The following is a 24,637-nucleotide window of genomic DNA, read 5'->3' on the forward strand; positions in this document are numbered from 1 at the left end:
AGGCTGCATTTTATAGATATGCAGCATGACCATGCAAGCCTGTATGGTAAATAATGCATCACAGTCGCTGATGCGGTCCTGTTATCTTAAGTAGCGGGCGATAGCTAAGGAGGATTTATTCAGAATGGTAAAACGCAGCCGTATCGTTGCTTTTTTCCTGATTGTTTTATTATTGGGAAGCCTGGCTGGGGCAACGACAAACAACATCTTAAAAAATATTAAGCTTGGACTTGATTTGCAGGGCGGATTTGAGGTTCTTTATGAGGTAACGCCAAAAGATGGGCAGAAGGTAAATAAAGATGTCCTTGCCAGTACTGCTGAAGCCCTGGACAGGCGTATCAATGTGCTTGGAGTCAGTGAGCCGAATATCCAGATTGAGGGAGATAAGAGGATCCGTGTCCAGCTTGCTGGTGTAACAGATCAGAATAAAGCAAGGGAAATTCTATCCACAGAAGCGAATCTATCATTTAGAGATGTTAATGATCAATTGATGATGGATGGTTCAGATCTTGCTGAAAATGGTGCAAAGCAGACATTTGATGAAAATGGAAAGCCAAGTGTTTCATTGAAGCTGAAAAGTGCAAGCAAATTTAAAGATGTAACTCAAAAAATTGTGAATATGGGAGCGCCAAATAACCTGCTTGTCATCTGGCTTGATTTTGAAGAAGGCAAGGATTCTTTCAAGGCTGAATCGGCTAAAGAAGATCCCAAATATCTATCTGCTCCTCAGGTAAGCCAGATCTTTAATCAGGATACTGTGTCCATTGTAGGGAACTTTACGGTTGAAGAAGCACAGACACTGAAAGATTTATTGAATGCAGGATCCCTTCCTGTACAGCTCGATGAAGTTTATTCAACTTCAGTAGGTGCTAAATTTGGTGAGCAGGCAATGGAAACAACCATTCTTGCCGGTCTCATCGGCATTGCAATTATTTTTATTTACATGATTGCCGTATATCGTTTCCCTGGGTTTATAGCAACACTTACATTATCTTTCTATATTTATCTGATTTTACTCGTATTTGACTGGATGAATGGCGTATTGACGCTGCCTGGTATTGCTGCTCTCATTCTGGGGGTTGGTATGGCTGTTGATGCGAATATCATTACCTATGAGAGAATTCGTGAAGAAATGAAAGTGGGCAGAACAGTCAAATCAGCTTTCCAGGCTGGTGAGAAAAACTCCCTTTCTACAATCTTTGATGCGAATATCACCACTATTCTGGCAGCAGCCGTATTATTCATGTATGGGACAAGTTCTGTAAAGGGATTTGCTACCATGCTTATAATAAGCATCCTGGCCAGCTTTATTACTGCTGTATACGGTACAAGGCTGCTTATGGGGCTTTGGGTCCATAGTAAAGCTCTTGATAAAAAGCCAGGCTGGTTTGGTGTTAAGAAAAGCGAGATCAAAAATATTGCTGAAAATTACGATACCCTTGATTTGCCGACGAAATTCGATAAGTTTGATTTTGTAGGGCACCGCAGGAAGTTTTTCATTCTATCTGCAGCATTAATTGCATTAGGGATTATCGTTGTATCCATATTCAGGCTGAACCTCGGAATTGATTTTGCAAGCGGTACGCGTATCGAGCAGCTTGCTGATGAGCCTTTAACCAAAGAAGAGCTGCAAACTGAATTATCAGCCGTAGGTTTAGAAACCGATGATATTGTCATTTCTGGTGATAATAAAGATATTGGCGTTGCAAGATTAAAAGGTGTACTGACAAAAACTGAAATAGCCGATTTAAAGACTCATTTTCATGAGAAATTCGGTGCCGATCCAAATGTTAGCACGGTTTCACCGACTGTTGGAAAGGAACTTGCCAAAAACGCATTGATAGCATTGGCTATTGCCTCGATCGGCATTATTATCTATGTAACCATCCGTTTTGAAATCAAAATGGCAATTCCTGCAGTACTGGCACTTCTGCATGATGCCTTCTTTATTATCGCAGTATTTAGCTTTACACGCCTGGAAGTGGATATTACCTTCATTGCAGCAATTCTGACTGTGGTCGGTTACTCAATAAATGATACAATCGTAACGTTTGACCGGATGCGTGAGAATATGCAGAAAAAGAAAAAGCTCAAATCCTTTGAAGATATTGCAGATGTTGTAAACAAGAGTCTTCGCCAAACGCTTGGCCGCTCTGTAAATACTGTTTTAACGGTTGTATTTACAGTCGTTGCTCTGCTCGTGTTTGGAAGTGAATCAATCAGAAACTTCTCTTTTGCACTTCTGATAGGTTTAATCGCAGGTACTTATTCATCCATTTTCCTTGCTGCACAGATGTGGGCAGTATGGAAAGGCAAAGAACTGAAAGAAAAAGGCGTTATTCATACTGTTAAAGAAAAACGCAAAGTCAGTGACGAACCTCAAGTGTAATAATGAAAAAAACTCAGGCGAGTGCCTGAGTTTTTTTCATTAAATCAGGATGCTGTCTATTTTACGAATTTGGTTAATGATTCCGGGAAATAGGATAAACTAATAGCAAGATCAGGGAGGAAGGAAGTATCGCTTTGGAAAATAACGATCGTTTTAAGAAAGCTGAATTTGCAGCTATAATTGGCATCGTGGGCAATATTATTCTTGCCGCTCTCAAATGGGGAATTGGCGTTTATTCAGGAAGTAAAGCGCTGGTGGCGGATGCGGTCCATTCAGCTTCTGATGTTGCCGGATCCTTTGCTGTATATTTGGGTCTGAGGGCTGCCAAACAGCCGCCGGATGAAGATCACCCATACGGACATGGAAAAGCAGAATTGATAGCAGCCATTATTGTTGCCGTACTGCTGTTCCTCGTGGGAATTGAAATTGGCAAATCATCATTTGAATCTTTCTTTTCGCCAATTGAACCTCCAAAAGCAATTGCAATCGCTGCAGTACTGGTGTCCATCATTGTGAAAGAAGCAATGTTTCGGTATAAGTATAATTTGGGAAAGAAACTAAACAGTGATGCTTTAATTGTAAATGCTTATGAACACCGTTCAGATGTTTATTCATCAATTGCAGCTTTAATAGGAATTGGCTGTGCGATTATTGGCGGGAAAATGGGAATTGAATGGCTTGAGTATGCAGATCCTGTGGCTGGCCTCATTGTTTCCATTATGATTCTCCAGATGGCATGGCGGCTTGGGAAAGAATCCATTCATAGCACGCTTGATCATGTGCTTCATGAGGAAGATACACTTGAAATGCGCAAAACGGCTGAATCTGTCGATGAGGTTAAAAGAATTGATGAATTGCATGCCAGGGAACACGGACACTATGTCATTGTTGATATTAAAGTTTCAGTGGACCCGAATATGACTGTCGAGGATGGCCACCGGGTCGGCAAAGAAGTAAAACGCAAGCTGCTCCAATTGGAAAATGTGCAAAATGTCTTTGTGCACATTAATCCTTATAGCAAGGAGCGGATAAATTAGAGAATGATCAGGGAGAGGATAGCATGAAATTTCAATGGACTTTATTATTTGGTTTTTTATTTGCATTAATAGTGGCTGTTTTTGCAGTGATCAATGTCGATAATGTAACGGTAAACTACTTGTTTGGGGAAAGCCAGTGGCCGCTGATTCTAGTGATTTTAGGATCTGTCCTTATGGGAGGACTGATTGTGGGTTCTGTGGGCATTGTCCGCATTTACTCACTTCAAAGGCAAGTGAAAATACTAAAAAAGGAAAATGAAAAGCTGAAAGCAGGAAATGCAGTAAAAGATAATGCTGATAAAGAAGAACTTGAAAAAGAGCTGGATAGGGATATACATTAAATGAACATGCTTGAGCTTTTGCTCAAGTTTTTCTTTTGATCTCAAAAAGTGACCTGCAGCTCCTGTTTTTCTTTCCAGAATTGTATGGTTTATCCCGATTTTAACTTATTGAAACGCACCTCCCCCTCTTGTATAATTAATAAGCTGAGGGGTGAACGTATGTTACAGTCAAGAACGCGATGGATTGTTCGGCAAACACAGGAGGATAAAGTGCAGCGGCTTTCAAAGGAACTGAATATTTCTCCTCTTGCAGCATCGCTGTTAATTAATCGCGGAATGGATACCGTTGATTCAGCACGGTATTTTCTGATAGATAATGAGCAGGAATTTCATGATCCTTTTTTAATGACAGATATGTCAATTGCTGTTTCCAGAATAAAAGAAGCTATTGAAAAACAGGAACCTATTTTAATTTTTGGTGATTATGATGCGGATGGTGTGACTAGCACTTCTGTCATGATGATGGCACTTAGAGATCTCGGTGCTGACGTCCAATTCTACATACCGAATCGTTTTACTGAAGGCTATGGACCAAATATCCCAGCTTTTGAACATGCAGCCGAAACCGGCATCCGTTTAATTATTACTGTAGATACTGGAATCTCTGCTGTAAATGAAGCGAAAGCTGCAAAAGAGCTTGGAATGGATTTGATCATTACAGATCACCATGAGCCCGGCCCTGAGCTTCCAGAAGCATTGGCCATTGTGCATCCTAAGCATCCGGAAAGCAGATACCCATTTCGGGAACTTGCCGGTGTTGGAGTAGCTTTTAAGCTTGCACATGCGCTGTATGGTGAAATGCCTGATCACCTTTTGGAAATAGCTGCGATCGGCACAATTGCTGATCTTGTTTCTTTAACAGGAGAAAACAGACTTATTGCCAAGCGCGGGATTCAAAAGCTGAAATCAACTAAAAATACAGGTTTGAATGCTTTGTTTAAAGCCGCACGCATCGAGCTTCCATCCATTAGTGAGGAAACGATCGGCTTTTCAATCGGCCCTCGCCTCAATGCAGCAGGAAGGCTTGAAAGCGCGGATCCTGCTGTGGATTTGCTTCTGACAAAGGATCCTTATGAAGCACAAGCCATTGCCGAAGAAATTGAAATGCTGAATAAAGAGAGGCAAGCTATTGTCAATGACATTGCAGCACAAGCGGTTCAAGAGGTTGAAACAAATTTCCCGATCAGTGAGAATTCAGTTATTGTTGTTGGGAAAGAAGGCTGGAACGCCGGGGTAATCGGAATAGTAGCTTCGAAGCTTGTTGAAAAGTTTTACCGACCGGCCATTGTCCTTAGTTATGACAGCGAAAAAGGGCTGGCGAAGGGTTCAGCAAGAAGTATAGAGGGTTTCGATCTGTTCAGGAATCTATCTGAATGCCGGGATATCCTGCCTCACTTTGGAGGGCACCCGATGGCAGCGGGTATGACTTTATCCATTGATTCGGTTGATGATTTGAGAAACAGACTGAATACTCTTGCAAATGAACAGCTGACTGAGGAAGACTTTATTCCTGTAACCTCCATTGATGGGGTTTTCCATTTAAAAGATATCAATCTTTCTTCTATTGCAGAGATGCAGCTGCTTGCTCCATTCGGGATGGGGAATGCAAAACCGAAAGTAATGATAAAAGATGCTAATATTGCAGCTATGAGAAAGATCGGATCTGAACAGAACCATATTAAAGTCACAATCGAGAATGATGGATCTTCACTTGATGGCATCGGTTTTGGGCTTGGGCATTTGCATGAGCATATTTCACCATACTCCAAGCTGTCCGTTATTGGTGAATTATCCATTAATGAATGGAATAATATTAAAAAACCGCAAATTTTCCTGCAGGATATGGCTGTAAACTCCTGGCAGCTGTTTGATATCCGGAGTATAAAACGGCTTGAAAGGCTTCAAAGTGTCATTCCTGAGGCAAACACAACCTGGATATTTTTTAATGAGGAATATATTTCTAAATATAAGACATTTGCAGGGGAAAACATGGTGAAAATAACATCTGCCGAAGATGCAGAATCCATAAAACTAGAAGGCTCAAACGTTGTACTCGCTGATTTGCCGCCTTCAAAGGAAATCCTTGCACAGGTCTTCTCCGGCAAAAAACCTGCCAGAGTTTATGCTCATTTCTATAAAGAAGACAGTGACTATTTCAGCACAATACCAACAAGAGACCATTTTAAATGGTATTTTGCACTGATTGCTAAAAAAGGTTCAATTGATATCAGGCGTCATGGGAATGATATAGCGAAGCATAAGGGATGGAGCAGGGAGACGGTAGATTTTATGTCTCAAGTGTTTTTTGAATTGGAATTTGTTAAAATAAATAATGGTGTCATTTCGTTAAACCATACATCCACTAAACGGGATTTAGCTGATTCACGAACTTATCAGCTTAAACAGGCACAATACACTCTTGAGAGCGATTTGCTCTATTCATCCTTTCAGCAGCTCAAAGACTGGTTTGATGAAGTTATGCAAGGGGCTGTAAAACTTGAGGAGGCAAAGGAAGAAAAATGGACTTAAAACAGTATATAACAATTGTAGAAGATTGGCCGAAGCCAGGCATTAAATTTAAAGATATTACAACACTTATGGACAATGGTGAAGCGTATAAATATGCTACTGATCAAATTGTTGAATATGCACGCGAAAAGAAAATTGACCTGGTTGTTGGCCCTGAAGCCCGCGGATTCATCATCGGCTGCCCTGTGGCTTATTCTTTAGGTGTAGGCTTTGCACCAGTCCGCAAAGAAGGTAAACTTCCGCGTGAAACAGTCAAGGTTAATTATGGCCTTGAATATGGCAAAGATGTATTAACCATTCATAAAGATGCCATCAAACCAGGGCAAAGAGTCCTGATCACTGATGACCTCCTTGCAACAGGCGGAACAATTGATGCAACCATCCAGCTGGTTGAAGAACTTGGCGGAGTTGTGGCAGGAATTGCATTCCTTATCGAGTTAACATACCTTGACGGGCGTAAAAAGCTGGACAACTATGACATTCTGACATTGATGCAGTATTAATTTTCTTATACAAAGAGAGCGCCAGACGAAATGGCGCTCTTTTTAATTTATAAGAAAATAGTATTTAAAGGGCTTCCAAATCCATTTATGGAAAAAGAATAAAGGAATTCGGACAAAAAACGACAAAATTTTTGGTATTCCCATAAAAATAACAGTCTATCCCTTTACATCTTCACTTTTTTTTTCGATAATAGTAGCAATATTAATTTTTTTAATAACTTGTTATTCATTATCAATTTCAAAATAATTATATTATGCAACTGCATAAAATTCAGGGAGATAAAGGTGATTCCATGGCGAACGATCAAGTTCTGACCGCCGAGCAAGTCATCAACAGGGCAAAAGAATATTTAAACGATGAGCATGCAGAGCTTGTTAAAAAGGCATACGAGTTTGCCAAGCATGCCCATCGTGAACAATATAGAAAATCCGGTGAACCATACATCATCCATCCGATCCAGGTAGCAGGCATCCTTGCTGATCTGGAGATGGATCCATCTACGGTTGCAGCCGGCTTTCTTCACGATGTGGTTGAAGACACCGAAGTCTCATTGGAGAATATCGAAGAAACCTTCAATTCAGAAGTGGCCATGCTTGTCGATGGTGTAACGAAGCTGGGGAAAATTAAATATAAATCTCAGGAAGAGCAGCAGGCTGAAAATCACCGGAAAATGTTTGTGGCTATGGCCCAGGACATCCGTGTAATCTTGATTAAGCTTGCTGACCGCCTTCATAATATGCGGACACTTAAGCATCTGCCGGCTGAAAAGCAGCGCCGAATTTCAAATGAAACACTTGAAATCTTTGCACCTCTTGCCCATAGGCTTGGAATCTCCAAGATTAAGTGGGAGCTTGAAGATACAGCCTTGAGGTACCTAAATCCGCAGCAGTATTATCGGATTGTAAACCTGATGAAGAAAAAAAGGGCGGAGCGGGAAGAGTATTTAGATGATGTAATCAATGTTATGAGGAGCAGAATGTCAGAGGTCTCAATTAAATCAGAAATCTCGGGACGCCCTAAGCATATTTACAGCATCTACCGTAAAATGGCCCTTCAAAATAAGCAATTCAATGAGATATATGATTTGCTGGCTGTACGCATTGTTGTTAACAGCATTAAGGATTGCTATGCGGTTCTCGGGATTATTCATACTTGCTGGAAGCCAATGCCCGGCCGTTTCAAAGATTATATTGCCATGCCTAAACAGAATATGTATCAGTCACTTCATACTACGGTTATCGGACCAAAGGGCGACCCTCTGGAAGTCCAGATCCGCACCATGGATATGCACAGAATTGCAGAGTTTGGTATTGCTGCCCATTGGGCTTATAAAGAAGGAAAAAGAGTGAATGAAGGCTCTTCTTTTGAGGAGAAACTGACCTGGTTCCGTGAAATTCTGGAATTCCAGGATGATGCAGCCAATGCCGAAGAATTCATGGAATCACTGAAGATTGATTTGTTTTCCGATATGGTGTTTGTTTTTACTCCTAAAGGAGACGTCATTGAGCTTCCTTCCGGATCAGTCCCAATTGACTTTGCTTACCGGATACATTCGGAAATAGGAAATAAGACTATCGGCGCCAAAGTGAATGGGAAAATGGTAACCTTGGATTATAAGCTGAAAACCGGAGATATCATTGAAATTCTGACATCCAAGCATTCCTATGGGCCAAGTAAAGACTGGCTGAAGCTGGCTCAGACTTCACAGGCAAAAAATAGAATTCGGACGTTCTTCAAAAAGCAAAGAAAAGAAGAAAATGTGGAAAAAGGGAAAGAGCTTGTTGAGCGGGAAATTCGCAATATGGATTTCGAGCTGAAGGAAATCCTGACACCTGATAATGTCAAAAGAATTGCAGAGAAATTCAATTTCGCTACTGAGGAAGATATGTATGCTGCTGTTGGCTATAATGGGGTAACAGCCCTTCAGGTTGCCAACAGGCTTACAGAAAAATGGCGCAAAAAGCGCGACCTTGAACAAACCTCCGATATTACAAATGCTGTTTCGGAACTTAAGACATTTACTTCAGCTAAAAAGCGCGAATCCGGTGTCCGGGTTTCCGGTATTGATAACCTGCTCATTCGCCTTTCCCGCTGCTGTAATCCTGTCCCAGGGGATGAAATCGTCGGGTTTATTACAAAGGGCAGAGGTGTCTCTGTACACCGTGATGATTGCCCTAATATCGAAACGGATGATGCAAAACAAAGGCTCATCCCGGTAGAGTGGGAAACAGCATTAAATGACCGGAAAGAATATAATGTTGAAATTGAAATTACCGGTTATGACCGCAGAGGTTTATTGAACGAGGTTCTTCAGGCTGTTAATGAAACGAAAACCAACATTTCAGCTGTATCAGGCCGTTCGGACCGAAACAAATCAGCAACGATCAATATGTCCATTGCTATACACAATGTAAGCCACCTTCAAAGGGTTGTAGAGCGGATTAAGCAAATCCCTGATATTTATGCGGTAAGAAGGATTATGAACTAAAGGGAGCAGAAAGAATGCGAGTTGTAGTGCAGCGAAGCAAAGAGGCCAGCGTAACGGTGGATGGAGAAACCGTTGGAAGCATCAAAAAGGGGTTTGTTTTGCTCGTTGGAGTCACCCACGAAGATAAAGAAGAGGATGCAGCTTTTCTGGCTGATAAGATAGCCAATCTTCGCGTCTTTGAAGACGATGCCGGCAAAATGAATCTATCACTGCTCGATCAGGAAGGTGAAATTCTTTCGGTCTCGCAATTTACATTATATGGAGATTGCCGAAAGGGCAGACGGCCCAATTTCATGGAAGCGGCAAAGCCTGATCATGCTGTGGAAATCTATGATGCTTTCAACCGGTTTTTAGAAGCTAAAGGTCTGAAAGTGGAAACAGGTAAATTCGGAGCTATGATGGATGTCCAATTAACCAATGACGGGCCTGTAACCTTAATTCTAGAAAGTAATTAAAACTCTTTATTAATGAATGCAAAAAGCCCCGGCGTCATTGCCGGGGCTTTTTGCTAATTCTTAAAATATCGTGCAAGCCCCTGATAAATTCCTGCTGCTGCTGATTGCTGATACTTTGCAGAAGCTATCAGGGCTTCTTCTGCAGGATTGCTCAGGTATCCAAGTTCGATCAGAACGGCATTTCGTTTGTTCTCTCTGATTACATGATAATCTCCGACTCTATAACCCCGATCTCTCAGGTTTGTCATTGCTGTTACATTGGAGTGGATATTGGCTGCAATTTCCTTTTGGAAAGGATGGTAGTAATAGGTTGTTGCTCCTCTTGCAGTCCGGTCCGGAGTGCTGTCATAATGAATGCTGATAAAAGCATCTGCATTATGATGATGTGAGATCCCTACTCTCGAAGGCAGCGGCAAATAGGTATCCCCGCTCCTGGTCAGAATGACATTAGCCCCGGCAGCCCTTAATTTTTCGGCGAGCAATTGAGCGGTCCTGATTGTAATATCCTTTTCACGTGTCCCTCTGGCTCCTGTTGTCCCGTTATCACGGCCCCCATGACCTGGATCAAGTACAATTGTTTTATTTTTTAAATGTTTTTCTGCTCCCGGCTTAGTTACTGCAGGTGCGGATCCTTCAACCGTGACGATCCAGCCGGCTACAAAACCCTTTCCGCCGTTTGGCAGGCGAATTTCATACCAATCATTATTCAGACTGATAATTTCAAAGCTGTCTCCTTTATTTGCCCTGTAAACGACAGCTGACTGGGTACTCGCTTTTTTTCTAATATTTGATCCGTTATGTAATATAATTGCAGAACTGCCGTTTACGTTTTGCTGAGATGAGCTGGAATTCTTTTCGGCTGTTATGTCTATGAACCAGCTTGCAGCCCATCCATAAGAACCAGGCTGAAATTCAATCTTTACCCAATTATCAGCTTCTTCAAGAATGGAGAAAGCTTGGCCTTTGGCAACTGAACCAATTGGTTTCCCATTTAACGATGCTTTGTTTCTTACGGTTAAAGAGGTTGCAGTTACAGTGCCGGTTTTTCCGGATGATGACTGTTTTGGTTTGCTTTCTGATTGTGAGGATTGAACAGTAATATATTGGCTGCTGATCCATCCTGTATTTCCCGAGAAAGAGATTTCTGTCCAGCTGTTATTTTTAGAAAGCACCGCAACTGTCTCCCCCGAATTAAGTTTGCCAATGATGTCACTTTGAAGAGAAGGCTTGTTTCTCACATTAAGAGAGTTTGCCGTGATCTTCCCGGTTTGACTGCTGCTGGATGAATTTTTCTTTCGTGTGCCGCTGAATTTGACAAATTCCCTTGCCACCCATCCATCTCCATAAGGTGTTTGAATCTTAACCCAGCTTCCTTCTGTGCTCTTGACCTTATAGGCTGTTCCTTTTTGGATAGTCCCCAGAACCCCGTAACTTGTACCAGGACCCTTTCTCACCCTAAGGCCATCTGTTGTGATAACTGCCTGGGAATTGTCACCTGCCGTTTTTTCTCCTGACTGATTTGAAGTCATATTGGAAACAAGCCAGCTTGCGACATAACCATTTTCTCCCTGGAAATTAATTTTAATCCATTCTCCTTCACGGGAAAGGGCATTAAATTGATCTCCTTTCTGGGCTTGTCCCAGAATGGGGTAGCTTAAACCTGGTCCTTGACGGACGTTAAGATTGTTGGTGGTGATTGTTACAGAACTGTTTTCAGCTTTAACTTGAGTTTCCGTCTGTGATATGCCAGCTAAAAGCATAAGGCATATCACGAGAATAAGTGGCTTTCTTTTTTTCAACAGGCTGCCTCCTTTCATAATTAAAATCCTTATTAAAAGAAAAACAAACAAGGTGCCGGCAGTCAAGATAACTTTGGTCCTAAAATACTTCTGCATCTTGTTCAATATCCCTTCTAATATCGGTTTATCAGCAATCATTTTTAGCTGGGGATTTTATTTGTCCCGTTATGAAACATTTCATCTGTAAATGGCAAGAATAGAACAGACTACATAAAAAAGGGTGAGCACAATGAGATTTGGAGAAAAAGGGATGTCTGCACAATCTGGTGAAAATCAGCTGTTCGGGGTAGATTTTCATGATTTTATACAAAAAGAACAGAACTCAAACATGATTGAACTCGCGTCAGAGTTTGGACTTTCTCTCAGGGATGTAAGAAAACTGAAAAAAAGGCTGGAACGATCATAGCATGTTTTTAGTCTTGACATTGTCGGAAATGCTCCGTATTATAATATAAATAAAATGACAAAACAATTAAATGTCTAGCTGCAGCGCCAGACCATGGCGTTTCTGCTTTTCGATAATAAACCATTGATGGAGAAGAGTAGTTAAACCCCACATGAATAGAGAGAGAATGCCGCCCGGCTGAAAGCATTCTCACATGATGATTTAACGAAAGAACACTTCGTAGGTTTCTCTCTGAAAAAGGCCTGATCTTTAGTAGGAGCTGAACGTTAACAGGCGTTAACTGTAAAAGAGGAAGTCTATTCATAGGCTTCAACTAGGGTGGCACCACGGGAAAAAACAGGCTCTCGTCCCTTGTATTTAATATACAAGGAGGCGGGGGTTTTTTTATTTTTGCGATTGCAGCTCTAAAATTCATACATACTCATCATTTTGCATTAGGAGGTAATTTTCATGTCAATTCGAATACCGAGGGGAACGCAGGACATTCTGCCGGGAGAAGTTGAGAAATGGCAATTGATTGAAGAAAAGGCAAGGGAGCTTTGTGAGAAGTTTCAATATCGAGAGATCAGAACACCTATATTCGAACATACAGAATTATTTCTTCGCAGTGTTGGAGATACAACGGATATTGTTCAAAAAGAGATGTACACGTTTGAAGACCGCGGCGGCCGCAGTCTGACCCTTCGACCTGAAGGAACAGCTTCAACTGTAAGGTCGTTTGTTGAGCATAAAATGCATGGCGATGCAAGCCAGCCTGTAAAGCTTTATTATATGGGGCCTATGTTCCGTTATGAGCGCCCACAAGCAGGACGTTTCCGCCAGTTTGTCCAATTCGGCGTCGAAGCGATCGGCAGTGCTGATCCGGCAATCGATGCAGAAGTAATTGCACTGGCAATGTCACTTTATAAAAGCATGGGCCTGCAAAAGCTTAAATTGATAGTGAACAGCCTGGGAGATAAAGAAAGCCGAACTGCACACAGAGAGGCCTTGGTCAACCACTTCAAGCCGCGGATTGGTGAGTTTTGCCAGGACTGCCAGAACCGTCTTGAGAAAAATCCAATGCGCATCCTGGACTGTAAACAAGACCGTGAACATGAACTTATGAAATCTGCTCCATCCATTATTGATTATTTAAACGATTATTCAAAAGCCTACTTTGAGAAGGTTCAAAAGTATTTAAAAAACCTGGATATTGACTTTACGGTCGATCCAAATCTTGTTCGCGGCCTGGATTATTACAATCATACGGCCTTTGAAATTATGAGTGATTCCGAAGGTTTCGGAGCCATTACTACTCTTTGCGGCGGCGGACGATACAATGGCCTCACTGAGGAAATTGGCGGTCCTGAAGCGCCGGGAATTGGGTTTGCTTTAAGTATAGAGCGATTCATTGCTGCTCTTGAAGCGGAAAAGGTCGATCTGCCTCTTGCTAAGACCATTGATTGCTACCTTGTATCCCTTGGAGAGGAAGCCAAGGATTACACAGTCGGCCTTCTTCAAAAACTGCGGATGGCAGGATATTCTGCTGAAAGAGATTATCTTGACAGAAAAATAAAAGCACAGTTTAAAGCAGCAGACCGTTCAAATGCGAAATTTGTTGCTGTCCTGGGCGAAGATGAACTTAAAGCGAATAAAATTAATGTAAAATCGATGGAATCAGGGGAGCAAACAGAGGTTGAACTTGATTCGTTTATAGAGAAATTCACAGCACTTTATCAATCATAAACATGTGTTTACAGGAGGAATTAGTATGTTTGGGCGAACGTATTTTTGCGGGGAAGTAACTGAAAAAGCTATAGGAGAAAAAGTAAGCTTAAAAGGCTGGGTGCAAAAGCGCCGGGATCTGGGCGGTCTGATCTTTGTGGATCTTCGTGACCGCACTGGCATTGTTCAGATTGTATTCAATCCAGAAGTTTCCCCGGAAGCTCTTGCAGCGGCTGAAAAAATCCGCAATGAATTTGTACTTGATATAGAGGGAGAAGTAATTGCGCGTGAAGAAGGCACTATTAATGAGAACTTGAAAACAGGGCGCATTGAGATTAGAGCAGAAAAAGTGACGATCATCAATGAAGCAAAAACACCTCCTTTTGTCATCGATGATAAAACGGATGTTTCCGAAGATGTTCGCTTAAAATACCGCTATCTGGATTTGAGACGCCCAGTTATGTTTGAAACTTTTAAAATGCGTCATCAAGTCACAAAAGCAATGAGGGAATTTCTTGACAGTGAAGGGTTTCTTGATGTAGAAACACCGATCTTAACGAAGAGCACCCCGGAAGGAGCCCGTGATTATTTAGTTCCAAGCCGTGTGCATCCGGGTGAGTTCTATGCTCTTCCACAATCCCCTCAAATTTTTAAGCAGTTATTAATGGTAGGCGGATTTGAACGATATTACCAAATTGCCCGATGCTTCCGTGATGAAGACCTGCGGGCAGACCGCCAGCCTGAATTTACTCAGGTCGACATTGAAATGAGTTTTATGAGCCAGGAAGAAATCATCGGCCTGATGGAAAACATGATGGAAAAGGTCATGAAAGAAGTAAAAGGCCATGAAGTCCAGCTTCCATTCCCTCGCATGACCTATCAGGAGGCCATGGACCGCTTTGGTTCAGATAAGCCGGATACACGCTTTGGGATGGAATTAACGGATCTGTCGGAAATAGTGAAAGAATCAAGCTTCAAGGTGTTTGCCGGAGCAGTAGCTGCCGAAGGTCAGGTTAAGGCCATTAATGTGAAAAATGGTGCAGGAAAGTATTCACGAAAAGATATTGATGCCCTAACAGAGTTTGCAGCTGTTTATGGTGCAAAAGGGCTTGCGTGGTTAAAAGCTGAAGATGACGGATTAAAAGGCCCGATTGCCAAGTTTGTGACTGAGGACGAGCAAAAATCATTCTATTCCGCTTTATCGGTAGAACCAGGAGACTTGCTCCTCTTTGTTGCTGATAAGAAGAATGTTGTCGCTGATGCACTTGGCGCTCTGCGATTAAAGCTTGGAAAAGAGCTGGAGCTGATCGATCACAGCAAATTTAATTTCCTTTGGGTTACAGATTGGCCGCTTCTGGAGTACGATGAGGAAGAAGGCCGATATTATGCAGCCCATCATCCATTTACAATGCCTGCCAGAGAAGATTTAGATCTTCTTGATAAGGATCCTGCTCAAGTCCGTGCACAAGCATATGACCTTGTATTAAATGGATACGAGCTTGGCGGCGGTTCATTGCGTATATTCGAAAGAGATGTTCAGGAGAAAATGTTCAGTGTTCTCGGATTCTCAAAAGAGGAAGCTGTAGAACAGTTTGGATTCCTGCTAGAAGCATTTGAATATGGCACTCCTCCGCATGGCGGTATTGCCCTGGGATTGGACCGACTCGTAATGCTATTGGCCGGAAGAACAAACCTGAGGGATACAATTGCATTCCCTAAAACAGCCAGTGCGAGCTGTGTGCTTACAGAAGCTCCCGGGGAAGTCAGCCAGTCACAGCTTAATGATTTGCACTTAGCACTTAATTTGAAAAAAAGTGAGTAATTTCCTATTTAATGGATAAACGGGAGAAAAAATTCATTTTTCAGAAAGTTAAACCGGGAATTTACTCCTGACTTTTTAGGCAGACTGTCTAATTTCAAGGAATGAAGTGAATAATTTGTCCATATAAGCTGCATTTCATCAGCTTGAAAAAGTCGAAATCGTGTGATATGATCGTATCAATAAATAAAGAGTCCTGATGTGTTCGTTGTAAAACCTGAAATTTTGACCAACATTATTCCTTCGGGAGTCCGGAGTTTTCCAGCAGCGTAAATGCCTCATGGATGAGGACTTACAAACGCAGGAAGCAGGACACCCACCTGCTGAGTGCGGGTTCAAAACGAGGGCATCAACAGCGACGGCACGATTGGGACTCTTTAGTACATACGATATTGAAAATCCATGCCAGCGGGCATGGATTTTTTGTTTTGTCCTTTTTAGTATGATGGCTGAATAGAAGGTAAGTTTTAAATAAGATAACGCTGTGAACACTATTGGAGAGAAGTTTTGATTTCAGCTTAAAATGTTAATATAATTAATCCCATAGAACTACTTGCTTTAATATTCTAGTATGATATATTCATTATCGGGTATAAGATAATACATGCTTATTAAATAACATCTGATGGAGTTGATATAAATATGCTTCACCAATTTTCCAGGAATGAATTGGCTATTGGCAAAGAAGGCCTCGAAAAAATGAAAAATAGTACCGTTGCAGTACTAGGCATCGGCGGAGTTGGTTCCTTTGCAGCGGAAGCATTGGCGCGTTCCGGTGTTGGCCGGCTTGTGCTGGTTGATAAAGATGATGTTGATATTACAAATGTGAACAGACAGGTCATCGCTTTATTATCCACTGTCGGGAAACCAAAGGTGGATTTAATGCAAGAAAGAATCAAGGATATCAATCCTGACTGTGAAGTTATTGCTTTGAAAATGTTTTATACAGAAGAAACCTATGAGCAATTCTTTAATTACGGTCTGGACTTTGTAGTTGATGCTTCAGATACAATCGCCTATAAAATTCATCTAATAAAAGAATGCTTGAATAGAGGGATTCCAATGATCTCAAGCATGGGTGCTGCAAATAAGATGGATCCAACCAGGTTCCAGATTGCTGATATCTTCAAAACTCATACTGACCCGATTGCTAAGGTTATCCGCACGCGCCTGAGGAAAGAAGGAATCAGAAAAGGTGTTCCGGTTGTATTTTCAGATGAAAGCCCGATTGTTATCCGGGAAGATGTCCGAAAAACAGTTGGAAAAGATGATGCTGAAATCAGAAAGGCCAAAATGCCGCCATCTTCTAACGCATTTGTTCCTTCTGTTGCAGGTTTAATCATGGCCAGCTATGTAACCAGGGAACTTTTAAGCGATATAAAAATTGCACGTGTAAATGACTAAAAAGAGACCGGCCTTCTGCAGGCCGGTTTTTGCACATTAAAATGTTCTTAAATCGCGCCCCAATTAATGAACAGCTCTTTTCTCTTCTATGCTGTCATGCTTCAGCAGCTGGTCTGCTTCTTTCAGGATGCTTGCCATTTCCTCATATTGCAAAAGCTGATTTTTATATTCCGCTTCTTTTTCCTTCAACCTTTTAATTAATTGTTCATTTTGAAGTTTTAATTGCATTTGTTCTTCGTGCAAACATTTATTTTCCTTTATTTGATCTGGATCAGGCCGTGTTTTAGCAAAATTTCTTAAAAAGTTTATGACTTGAGCCAAATTGGCGGGCGGAGCAGTATCAGGAGTTTCAGGTGTTTGAGTGCCAGCAGTATTCCTTGAGCTTTTTTCGGATCCATGATCTTCTCTTTTTGTAATGACCATTTTCCATCGATATTGACAGGCTGAAACCGTACGTCCGAGCTCCGTACTAGCCTTCTTAAAGGCTGATGCTTTTGAATCGCCATTTGATGTGTATTCAAGTACTGTCTCTTCGAGTAATTGATCCTCTTCCGGCTTCCATAAGTCTTTCCGTTCCTTCATTTCTTTGATCACCTCGAAAATACGATTGTTAGGCTTATCGTCACCTTAATAGATGAAAATATTCCATTCTCAGCTGGTGAAAGGTAAAATAGCAAGGAGCAAATCTAATTTTGATCCCGGCCTTAAAGATGTCTGTAAAACGGACAAACATTTCCAGCTGGGAGGAGGATGAATACATGGATACTCTTGTAGAAATACAGGAAGTTACAAAAGTGATAAAAGGAAGAACAATTATTGATTCTGTCAGCTTTGACGTGAAAAAGGGAGAGGTATTCGGTTTCCTTGGCCCAAACGGTGCAGGTAAAACCACCACTATACGAATGCTGGTGGGCTTGATCGGCATTACTTCCGGGGACATAAAAATTCTAGGCAGCAGCATTAAAACAGATTTTGAAAAAGCGGTTTCCCATATTGGAGCCATTGTAGAAAATCCTGAGATGTATAAGTTTTTGTCAGGTTATCAAAATCTCATCCATTATGCACGAATGTCAAAAGGTGTGACAAAAGAGAAAATTGATGAGACTGTCGAGCTGGTAGGCCTGACAGATCGGATTCATGATAAAGTGAGGACATACTCACTTGGAATGAGGCAGAGACTTGGTCTGGCGCAGTGTCTATTGCATGATCCCAAAATCCTCGTTCTGGATGAGCCTACGAATGGCCTTGATCCGGCAGGCATCAGGGAAATTCGTGATCACCTGAGGATGCTTGCGAGAGACAGAGAAATGGCTGTCTTTGTTTCCAGCCATTTATTATCGGAAATGGAAATGATGTGCGACAGAATCGGCATTATCCAAAACGGGAAATTGATTGATGTTCAGTACATCAGTGATTTTGTACAGGGAAAAGAAAAAGTTTATGAAGTGGAAGTGGATGACCCTGATCAAGCAGAAAGAATGTTAAAGGGTATATACCCCGAATTGCCTATACAGGTCACAGAAAACAGCGTGTACCTTCCACTTGTCCGTGAAGGCATACCTGAGATGGTAAAGGAGATGGTCCGGACAGATATTAGAATATTTGCTGTCCGTGAAGTTACCAAAACATTGGAAGATCGCTTCCTGGAAGTTACTGAGTACAAGGGAGGTGCCGAACATGCTCGGACTGATTCAAAATGAATGGATGAAGATATTTAGGCGTCCGGGGACTTATGTCATGATTGGACTGCTTTTAATCATGGCGACTGTTGCAGGTGCCTTTATAAAATATCAGGAAAGCGGAGGGTCAGTCCCGGATAATATGGAATGGAAAAGGGGTTTGCAGACTCAAAACGAAAGCTATCAAAAACAGCTTGATGAGATGGGGGAAACGGTTCCCAGAGACATGAAGGAACAGTATCAGAGGGAGATTGCCCTTAATGAATACCGAATTCAACATGATATATCACCGAATGAGGAGTACTCTGTCTGGGGATTTGTATCCGATACCTCACAGCTTATTGAATTTGCCGGCCTGTTTACCATCATCATTGCCGGGGGGATCGTGGCGAGTGAGTTTACATGGGGAACCATCAAACTTCTTTTGATCAGGCCTATTAAAAGAGTGAAAATCCTGGGAGCAAAGTATATCGTCGTGATTTTGTTCGGTCTGATGCTGCTGGCCCTCCTCTTCGGATATTCAGCACTTCTGGGCAGTCTCCTCTTTGGATTGCCTGAAAAAGCAATTCCTTATTTATATTATTACAATGGAACAGTGGAAGAACAAAGCATGGGACTTCATCTGATAGCTTATTATGGCCTTAAATCTATTAATATGCTTATGCTTGCAACTATGGCTTTTATGATTTCAGCAGTTTTCAGGAATAGCTCTCTGGCAATAGGACTTTCTCTGTTTCTGATGTTTATGGGAGGACAAGTCACAAGGCTGATTGCCATGAAGTATGATTGGGCAAAGTACAGCCTTTTTGCCAATACAGATCTTCTTCAATATTTTGAAGGAGTGCCAATGGTTCAGGGAATGACGCTTGGATTTTCGATCATGATTATTTTTATCTACTTCCTGCTTTTCCAGGCGCTTGCATTTTATGTATTTAATAAAAGAGATGTTTCTGCTTAGAAGTAAATAAGAAAAGGTCTGGCATCGCTGCCAGACCTATTGCTATTTAAGGAGTTTTTCATAAACTGACGCTAATGCCTGTTCAAATTTGCCTGTTTTCTTAGGCTGATAATATACCTTGTTTTTTATTCTGTCCGGCAAGTACTGCTGTTTGACCCAGCCTGTTTCATAATCGTGAGGGTACAGATAGCCGATGCCTCTTCCAAGCTCTTTTGCTCCTTTGTAGTGGGCGTCCTTCAGATGATCGGGGACTTCACCGCTTTTGCCTGCACGAATATCTGCAATGGCAGAATCCAAAGCTTTGTATGCAGAATTGGATTTTGGAGATAAGCTAAGCTCTATGACCGCATTTGCAAGCGGTATCCTTGCTTCCGGAAATCCAATTCTTTCGGCTGTTTCGACGGCTGCGAGAGTCCTGGCTCCGGCTTGGGGTGATGCCAGTCCAATATCTTCATAGGCGATAACCAGAAGTCTTCTGCTTATGCTCTGCAAATCGCCTGCTTCAATTAATCTGCCCAAATAGTGAAGCGCAGCATTTACGTCGCTTCCGCGGATAGACTTTTGAAAACCGGATAATACATCGTAATGGGCATCCCCATCTTTATCGTGTGTAAAGCTTTTGCGCTGAATGCATTCCTCCGCAACGGACAAGTCAATCTTTATGATGCCTTCTTCATTCTCTTTTGTTGAAAGCACAGCCAGTTCCAAGGCATTAAGCGAGCTTCTGACATCGCCATTTGAAGCAGTGGCCAGATGAGTTAGTGCTTCATCCGTAAAAGCAGTTTGTTTATTGCCAAGGCCCCGTTCCTTATCCTGCAAGGCCCTTGCCAGTGCTTTTTTTATTTCATCTGCGGACAGCGGCTTCAGTTCAAAAATTTGACACCGGCTTCTGATCGCGGGATTTATTGCATGATATGGGTTGCTGGTTGTGGCGCCAATTAAAGTGATGCTGCCATTTTCCAGATAGGGAAGCAGAAAATCCTGTTTGCCTTTATCAAGCCTATGGACTTCATCCAGCAGCAGAATGACCCTTCCCGACATTTTTGCCTCTGCCGCTACCACTTCCATATCTTTTTTATTATTAGTCACTGCATTTAAAGTGCGGAAAGCATATTTGGTGCTTCCAGCAATAGCACTTGCAATCGACGTCTTGCCTATACCTGGAGGCCCGTACAGAATCATGGATGAGAGCTGCTTAGCCTGCACCATGCGATAAATAATTTTTCCTTCTGAAACAAGATGCTCCTGGCCGATGATTTCATCTATCATTCTCGGCCTCATCCGGAATGCAAGAGGTTTAATGTTCAAAGTTATCACTCCAGCCTTTTGCCGGCAGCCTGCAGTCTGCCTATCAATTTTCAGCAAAGCTTTCGCTTTCTATTTAAGATACCATAACATTTCCTGCTGCGAAATCATTTAGGCGGCAGTCGGCGAGTTCAATCCCGGCCCGCCCTTTTCCTCCTAAAATATGCTATAATGTCAAAAGTCTATAATATTACTAAGGATTTAATCTTCATATATTAAAGCTGGTCTTGCTGGGAGCGTTGGGCTTATGTTACTGAAAAATAAAGGGCAAATCGGTCCCAGGTTTTTGGTTTATTTAATAGGGCTGCTTGTTATGAGCCTGGGGATTGTTTTGTTAATAGTAGCTGATATAGGGGCAACCCCCTGGGATGTTCTGCATGTTGGGCTATACTACCAGCTTGGACTGACGATAGGCAGCTGGTCCATCATTGTCGGTATCTTCATATTAGCTGCTGCAGCATTGATTTCAAAGGAATTTCCACAGGCCGGTGCATTCTTGAATATGATACTGATTGGTCTGTTTATTGACGCCTATTTGCTTTTGCCGTTTATGCAGACACCTAATGGGCTGGCGGGGAAAATGGCCATGTTTGGTTTTGGTATAGTTGTTTATTGCTATGGGATGGGACTGTATATTTCTGCTCAGTTCGGAGCTGGGCCGAGGGATAGCCTGATGATTGCATTGACAGAAAAAACCGGCTGGAAGGTTAGAAATGTCAGAGCCTTAATGGAAATGGCTGTGCTGACTGTTGGATGGCAGTTAGGGGGACCTGTGTTTTGGGGCACCATTGTACTCAGTTTGGCAGTCGGACCAATTGTCGGTTCATCTTTGCCGCAATGCCAGGCTTTAACTGACCGATTTTTGGCAAAGCTTAAAGAAAGGGATGTATATGGGAATCAAAAGCTTAAAGAAAAGGATAGAGGTGCAAGCTGATGAAAATATCTACTAAAGGCCGTTATGGTTTAACTATAATGATTGAATTAGCTAAAAAGCATGGGGAAGGTCCGACTTCGTTAAAATCGATTGCCCAGACGAATGACCTGTCTGAGCACTATCTGGAGCAGCTTATTGCTCCGCTTCGGAACGCCGGCCTTGTTAAAAGCATCCGCGGTGCATACGGCGGATATATTTTAGGCAAAGAACCGACAAAAATTACCGCCGGGGATATCATCAGAGTTCTTGAAGGGCCCATCAGTCCAGTGGAAGGAATTGAAGATGAGGAGCCTGCAAAGAGAGAACTATGGATGCGAATTCGTGATGCTGTGAAAGATGTGCTTGATAACACAACGCTTGAAGATCTTGCCAGCCATACAGATACCGGAGAATCGGATGCTTATATGTTTTATATTTAGGCCTTAATCAGGGAATAATTTTCGTGGAAAATACAAGCAGCAGGACGAAATGAAGTAGGTGGAATAATTTGGAAAGAATATATCTTGACCATGCGGCAACTTCGCCAATGCATCCTGAAGTGATTGAACGGATGACTGAAGTCATGAAATCTGAATATGGAAATCCTTCAAGCATTCATCATTTCGGGAGGAGTGCACGCCATATTGTCGATGAAGCAAGATCTGCTTTAGCAAACAGTATTGGTGCAAAAGCCAATGACATTATTTTTACAGGCGGCGGAACAGAAGCTGATAATCATGCGATTTTTGGAACGGCTGAATCCTGCCGCCATAGGGGCAAACACATTATCACAACTCAAATTGAACATCATGCGGTTTTGCATGCATGTGAGGAGCTTGAAAGACAGGGCTTTGAGGTAACGTATTTGCCTGTTGATCCAAATGGGCGTGTTTCGGTAAAGGACGTAGAACATGCCTTGCGGGATGATACCATTCTTGTAACCATCATGTACGGAAATAATGAAATAGGGACTCTTCAGCCGATTAAGGAAATAGGCGGGTTATTGGCAGAGCACCCTGCCAAATTCCATACTGATGCTGTTCAGGCATATGGGCTTGAAAAAATTGATGTGCAGGAATTGAGAGTGGATTTGCTTTCCGTCTCCGCCCATAAAATCAATGGCCCAAAAGGGATTGGCTTTTTATACGCCCATCCTGATGTGAAGCTTTCTTCGAGGCTATTTGGCGGTGAACAAGAAAGGAAGCGCCGGGCAGGGACGGAAAATGTTCCATCTATTGCAGGCTTCCAGGAGGCTGTCCGGATCACTCAGAAGGACATGGAAGCTAAGCGGGAAGAGCTGCTTTCTTTTAAGATGCTGTTCATGGATAAACTGAAGCAGGAAGATGCTGTTTTTGAGCTGAACGGATTGCTTGATTATTCCCTTCCTCATGTTTTAAACTTAAGCTTTCCCGGAACAAATGTTGAAGCCATGCTGGTCAATCTTGATTTGGCTGGAATAGCAGCATCAAGCGGGTCGGCCTGTACTGCAGGCTCCATCGATCCATCCCATGTTCTTGTCAGCATGTTTGGAAAAGGGTCAGATAAACTGCAAAATTCCATACGTTTCAGCTTCGGCCTTTTTAATACAAAAGAACAAGTCGAAAAAGCAGCAGAACAAACAGCCAAAATCGTGAAGCGGCTGGCTAAATAGATATGATGATGGAAACATGCACATTTAAGCGTGCTTTCTGAAGATTTGAGGTGAAAGAGATGAACAAAGATCCAAAAGATACCCGGGTAGTGGTTGGAATGTCCGGAGGCGTTGATTCTTCTGTGGCGGCCCTGCTTTTGAAGGAACAGGGGTATGATGTCATCGGCATCTTTATGAAAAACTGGGATGATACAGACGAAAATGGTGTTTGTACCGCTACAGAGGACTACAATGATGTCATCCGGGTATGCAACCAAATCGGCATCCCATATTATGCAGTTAACTTCGAAAAGCAATATTGGGATAAGGTATTTACCTACTTCCTTGAAGAATACAAGGCAGGGCGGACACCCAATCCTGATGTTATGTGCAATAAAGAAATTAAATTCAAGGCATTCCTTGAACATGCTATGAGCCTTGGCGCCGACTATCTTGCGACAGGACACTATGCACGTGTTGAATTCAGGGATGGCGAATATAAAATGCTTAGAGGCATTGATGATAATAAGGACCAAACGTATTTTCTAAATCAGTTAACACAGGAACAGCTTGAGAAAGTGATGTTCCCGATTGGCGATATTGAAAAATCAAAAGTTCGTGAACTTGCAAAGGAAGCCGGTTTGGCAACTGCAGCAAAAAAAGACAGCACGGGCATCTGCTTTATTGGCGAGCGCAACTTCAAGGAGTTCCTTGGGAATTACCTTCCGGCGCAGCCCGGAAACATGGAAACCATGGACGGAAAAGTTGTCGGCAAGCATGATGGTCTCATGTATTATACCATTGGACAGCGGCATGGACTTGGCATTGGCGGAGCAGGTGAACCCTGGTTTGCAATTGGTAAAGACCTAAAGAGAAATGTCTTGTATGTTGGACAAGGCTTCCACAATGAATTGCTCTATTCAGACTCCATTATTGCTGTTAATGCCAGCTGGGTGACAAATTCAGAACAGCCGCAGGAATTTGAATGTACGGCTAAGTTCAGATATCGTCAGGCTGACAGCAGGGTAAAGGTTCAGATACTTGGAGATGGCAAGGTCAAAGTTACTTTTGAGGAGCCAATCCGGGCTGTTACCCCTGGTCAGGCGGTTGTCTTTTATAATAATGACGAGTGCCTTGGCGGCGGAACAATTGATGAAATATTCAAGGATGGCAAACAGCTGGATTATGTCGGTTAAGAAAAGACGGACCCCGATTCTTATCAAAGGATCGGGGTTTTATTACGGGAATAGAAGACAGCGGAAAAGGTGAAATCAAAT

The 24,637-nt window shown here is 42.3% G+C and carries 20 protein-coding genes, 1 other RNA gene and 1 other annotated feature; of the genes, 18 read left to right on the plus strand and 3 right to left on the minus strand.

What is annotated here, in order from left to right; all coding sequences use genetic code 11:
• Positions 1 to 124: 124 nt before the first annotated feature.
• The 7 genes from secDF (at position 125) to dtd (ending at position 9,743) form a co-directional block, all read left to right on the plus strand.
• On the plus strand, positions 125 to 2,389 hold the full coding sequence (gene secDF / locus NYE23_RS01255) for a protein translocase subunit SecDF (protein WP_341074934.1): 2,265 nt from the start codon (positions 125 to 127) through the stop codon (positions 2,387 to 2,389).
• 134 nt (positions 2,390 to 2,523) lie between these two features.
• Positions 2,524 to 3,426, plus strand: coding sequence for a cation diffusion facilitator family transporter (locus tag NYE23_RS01260; RefSeq protein ID WP_341074935.1), 903 nt, complete (start codon positions 2,524 to 2,526; stop codon positions 3,424 to 3,426).
• A 23-nt stretch (positions 3,427 to 3,449) separates the two neighbouring features.
• A complete protein-coding gene (locus NYE23_RS01265) occupies positions 3,450 to 3,767 on the plus strand; it encodes a LapA family protein (RefSeq protein WP_341074936.1) in 318 nt (105 codons plus the stop codon).
• A gap of 159 nt (positions 3,768 to 3,926) precedes the next feature.
• Positions 3,927 to 6,296: a single-stranded-DNA-specific exonuclease RecJ gene (recJ, locus tag NYE23_RS01270; RefSeq protein ID WP_341074937.1), complete on the plus strand. Its 2,370-nt coding sequence runs from the start codon at positions 3,927 to 3,929 to the stop codon at positions 6,294 to 6,296.
• On the plus strand, positions 6,287 to 6,799 hold the full coding sequence (locus NYE23_RS01275; RefSeq protein WP_035331259.1) for an adenine phosphoribosyltransferase: 513 nt from the start codon (positions 6,287 to 6,289) through the stop codon (positions 6,797 to 6,799). The genes recJ and NYE23_RS01275 overlap by 10 nt, the downstream gene beginning before the upstream one ends.
• A gap of 293 nt (positions 6,800 to 7,092) precedes the next feature.
• Positions 7,093 to 9,288 carry a RelA/SpoT family protein gene (locus tag NYE23_RS01280; protein ID WP_341074938.1) on the plus strand — a complete coding sequence of 732 codons (2,196 nt, stop codon included), beginning with the start codon at positions 7,093 to 7,095 and terminating at the stop codon, positions 9,286 to 9,288.
• A gap of 14 nt (positions 9,289 to 9,302) precedes the next feature.
• Entirely contained in the window at positions 9,303 to 9,743 is a 441-nt protein-coding gene (gene dtd, locus NYE23_RS01285; protein WP_341074939.1) for a D-aminoacyl-tRNA deacylase, read from the plus strand.
• Between the two features lie 53 nt (positions 9,744 to 9,796).
• Here dtd and NYE23_RS01290 read toward each other — a convergent pair whose 3' ends face one another.
• Positions 9,797 to 11,542, minus strand: coding sequence for an SH3 domain-containing protein (locus NYE23_RS01290; RefSeq protein ID WP_341074941.1), 1,746 nt, complete (start codon positions 11,540 to 11,542; stop codon positions 9,797 to 9,799).
• Positions 11,543 to 11,771: 229 nt separating this feature from the next.
• On the opposite strand from NYE23_RS01290, the gene NYE23_RS01295 reads away from it, so the two are divergent.
• From NYE23_RS01295 to NYE23_RS01315, 5 genes are all read left to right on the plus strand, one after another.
• Positions 11,772 to 11,948, plus strand: coding sequence for a hypothetical protein (locus NYE23_RS01295; RefSeq protein ID WP_048010351.1), 177 nt, complete (start codon positions 11,772 to 11,774; stop codon positions 11,946 to 11,948).
• Between the two features lie 114 nt (positions 11,949 to 12,062).
• Positions 12,063 to 12,303 (plus strand) — a binding site (T-box leader).
• 95 nt (positions 12,304 to 12,398) lie between these two features.
• Complete coding sequence (hisS, locus tag NYE23_RS01300) at positions 12,399 to 13,673, plus strand: histidine--tRNA ligase (protein WP_341074943.1); 1,275 nt, start codon at positions 12,399 to 12,401, stop codon at positions 13,671 to 13,673.
• Positions 13,674 to 13,698: 25 nt separating this feature from the next.
• Complete coding sequence (gene aspS / locus NYE23_RS01305) at positions 13,699 to 15,474, plus strand: aspartate--tRNA ligase (RefSeq protein WP_341074944.1); 1,776 nt, start codon at positions 13,699 to 13,701, stop codon at positions 15,472 to 15,474.
• Positions 15,475 to 15,661: 187 nt separating this feature from the next.
• Positions 15,662 to 15,849: non-coding RNA, 6S RNA (gene ssrS, locus NYE23_RS01310), on the plus strand.
• Between the two features lie 264 nt (positions 15,850 to 16,113).
• Entirely contained in the window at positions 16,114 to 16,875 is a 762-nt protein-coding gene (locus tag NYE23_RS01315; protein WP_341074946.1) for a tRNA threonylcarbamoyladenosine dehydratase, read from the plus strand.
• Positions 16,876 to 16,938: 63 nt separating this feature from the next.
• Here the strand turns inward: NYE23_RS01315 and NYE23_RS01320 are convergent, their stop codons facing one another.
• Positions 16,939 to 17,457, minus strand: a complete 519-nt coding sequence (locus tag NYE23_RS01320; RefSeq protein WP_341074947.1) for a hypothetical protein — start codon at positions 17,455 to 17,457, stop codon at positions 16,939 to 16,941.
• A 176-nt stretch (positions 17,458 to 17,633) separates the two neighbouring features.
• On the opposite strand from NYE23_RS01320, the gene NYE23_RS01325 reads away from it, so the two are divergent.
• Together NYE23_RS01325 and NYE23_RS01330 are read left to right on the plus strand one after the other, a co-directional pair.
• A complete protein-coding gene (locus tag NYE23_RS01325) occupies positions 17,634 to 18,575 on the plus strand; it encodes an ABC transporter ATP-binding protein (protein WP_341074948.1) in 942 nt (313 codons plus the stop codon).
• Positions 18,553 to 19,512, plus strand: a complete 960-nt coding sequence (locus tag NYE23_RS01330; RefSeq protein WP_341074949.1) for an ABC transporter permease — start codon at positions 18,553 to 18,555, stop codon at positions 19,510 to 19,512. The genes NYE23_RS01325 and NYE23_RS01330 overlap by 23 nt, the downstream gene beginning before the upstream one ends.
• A 42-nt stretch (positions 19,513 to 19,554) precedes the next feature.
• Here NYE23_RS01330 and NYE23_RS01335 read toward each other — a convergent pair whose 3' ends face one another.
• On the minus strand, positions 19,555 to 20,820 hold the full coding sequence (locus NYE23_RS01335) for a replication-associated recombination protein A (protein WP_341074950.1): 1,266 nt from the start codon (positions 20,818 to 20,820) through the stop codon (positions 19,555 to 19,557).
• A 244-nt stretch (positions 20,821 to 21,064) separates the two neighbouring features.
• Between NYE23_RS01335 and NYE23_RS01340 the strand changes: the two genes are divergently transcribed.
• The 4 genes from NYE23_RS01340 to mnmA all read left to right on the plus strand — a co-directional run bounded on the left by NYE23_RS01340 (position 21,065) and on the right by mnmA (position 24,556).
• The gene (locus NYE23_RS01340) at positions 21,065 to 21,751 is read left to right on the plus strand and encodes a YczE/YyaS/YitT family protein (protein ID WP_341074951.1); all 687 of its coding nucleotides are present in this window, start codon (positions 21,065 to 21,067) and stop codon (positions 21,749 to 21,751) included.
• Positions 21,751 to 22,170, plus strand: a complete 420-nt coding sequence (gene cymR, locus NYE23_RS01345; protein WP_009333072.1) for a cysteine metabolism transcriptional regulator CymR — start codon at positions 21,751 to 21,753, stop codon at positions 22,168 to 22,170. The genes NYE23_RS01340 and cymR overlap by 1 nt, the downstream gene beginning before the upstream one ends.
• Before the next feature lie 68 nt (positions 22,171 to 22,238).
• Positions 22,239 to 23,381 (plus strand): cysteine desulfurase family protein, encoded by a 1,143-nt coding sequence (locus tag NYE23_RS01350; RefSeq protein ID WP_341074953.1) that lies wholly within the window; start codon positions 22,239 to 22,241, stop codon positions 23,379 to 23,381.
• Positions 23,382 to 23,440: 59 nt separating this feature from the next.
• Complete coding sequence (mnmA, locus tag NYE23_RS01355) at positions 23,441 to 24,556, plus strand: tRNA 2-thiouridine(34) synthase MnmA (protein WP_341074954.1); 1,116 nt, start codon at positions 23,441 to 23,443, stop codon at positions 24,554 to 24,556.
• Positions 24,557 to 24,637: the final 81 nt, after the last annotated feature.

The organism is Cytobacillus sp. FSL H8-0458, assembly GCF_038002165.1.
In the GTDB taxonomy this organism is placed as follows: domain Bacteria; phylum Bacillota; class Bacilli; order Bacillales; family Cytobacillaceae; genus Cytobacillus.

Excerpts from the sequence above, each read along its gene's own strand:
- mnmA (WP_341074954.1), top strand. The coding sequence starts at position 23,441 with ATGAACAAAGATCCAAAAGATACCCGGGTAGTGGTTGGAATGTCCGGA.
- cymR (WP_009333072.1), top strand. The coding sequence starts at position 21,751 with ATGAAAATATCTACTAAAGGCCGTTATGGTTTAACTATAATGATTGAA.
- NYE23_RS01295 (WP_048010351.1), top strand. The coding sequence starts at position 11,772 with ATGAGATTTGGAGAAAAAGGGATGTCTGCACAATCTGGTGAAAATCAG.
- NYE23_RS01280 (WP_341074938.1), top strand. The coding sequence starts at position 7,093 with ATGGCGAACGATCAAGTTCTGACCGCCGAGCAAGTCATCAACAGGGCA.
- NYE23_RS01315 (WP_341074946.1), top strand. The coding sequence starts at position 16,114 with ATGCTTCACCAATTTTCCAGGAATGAATTGGCTATTGGCAAAGAAGGC.
- NYE23_RS01320 (WP_341074947.1), bottom strand. The coding sequence starts at position 17,457 with ATGAAGGAACGGAAAGACTTATGGAAGCCGGAAGAGGATCAATTACTC.
- recJ (WP_341074937.1), top strand. The coding sequence starts at position 3,927 with ATGTTACAGTCAAGAACGCGATGGATTGTTCGGCAAACACAGGAGGAT.
- NYE23_RS01340 (WP_341074951.1), top strand. The coding sequence starts at position 21,065 with ATGTTACTGAAAAATAAAGGGCAAATCGGTCCCAGGTTTTTGGTTTAT.
- NYE23_RS01325 (WP_341074948.1), top strand. The coding sequence starts at position 17,634 with ATGGATACTCTTGTAGAAATACAGGAAGTTACAAAAGTGATAAAAGGA.
- NYE23_RS01265 (WP_341074936.1), top strand. The coding sequence starts at position 3,450 with ATGAAATTTCAATGGACTTTATTATTTGGTTTTTTATTTGCATTAATA.
- NYE23_RS01330 (WP_341074949.1), top strand. The coding sequence starts at position 18,553 with ATGCTCGGACTGATTCAAAATGAATGGATGAAGATATTTAGGCGTCCG.
- secDF (WP_341074934.1), top strand. The coding sequence starts at position 125 with ATGGTAAAACGCAGCCGTATCGTTGCTTTTTTCCTGATTGTTTTATTA.
- NYE23_RS01275 (WP_035331259.1), top strand. The coding sequence starts at position 6,287 with ATGGACTTAAAACAGTATATAACAATTGTAGAAGATTGGCCGAAGCCA.
- aspS (WP_341074944.1), top strand. The coding sequence starts at position 13,699 with ATGTTTGGGCGAACGTATTTTTGCGGGGAAGTAACTGAAAAAGCTATA.
- hisS (WP_341074943.1), top strand. The coding sequence starts at position 12,399 with ATGTCAATTCGAATACCGAGGGGAACGCAGGACATTCTGCCGGGAGAA.
- dtd (WP_341074939.1), top strand. The coding sequence starts at position 9,303 with ATGCGAGTTGTAGTGCAGCGAAGCAAAGAGGCCAGCGTAACGGTGGAT.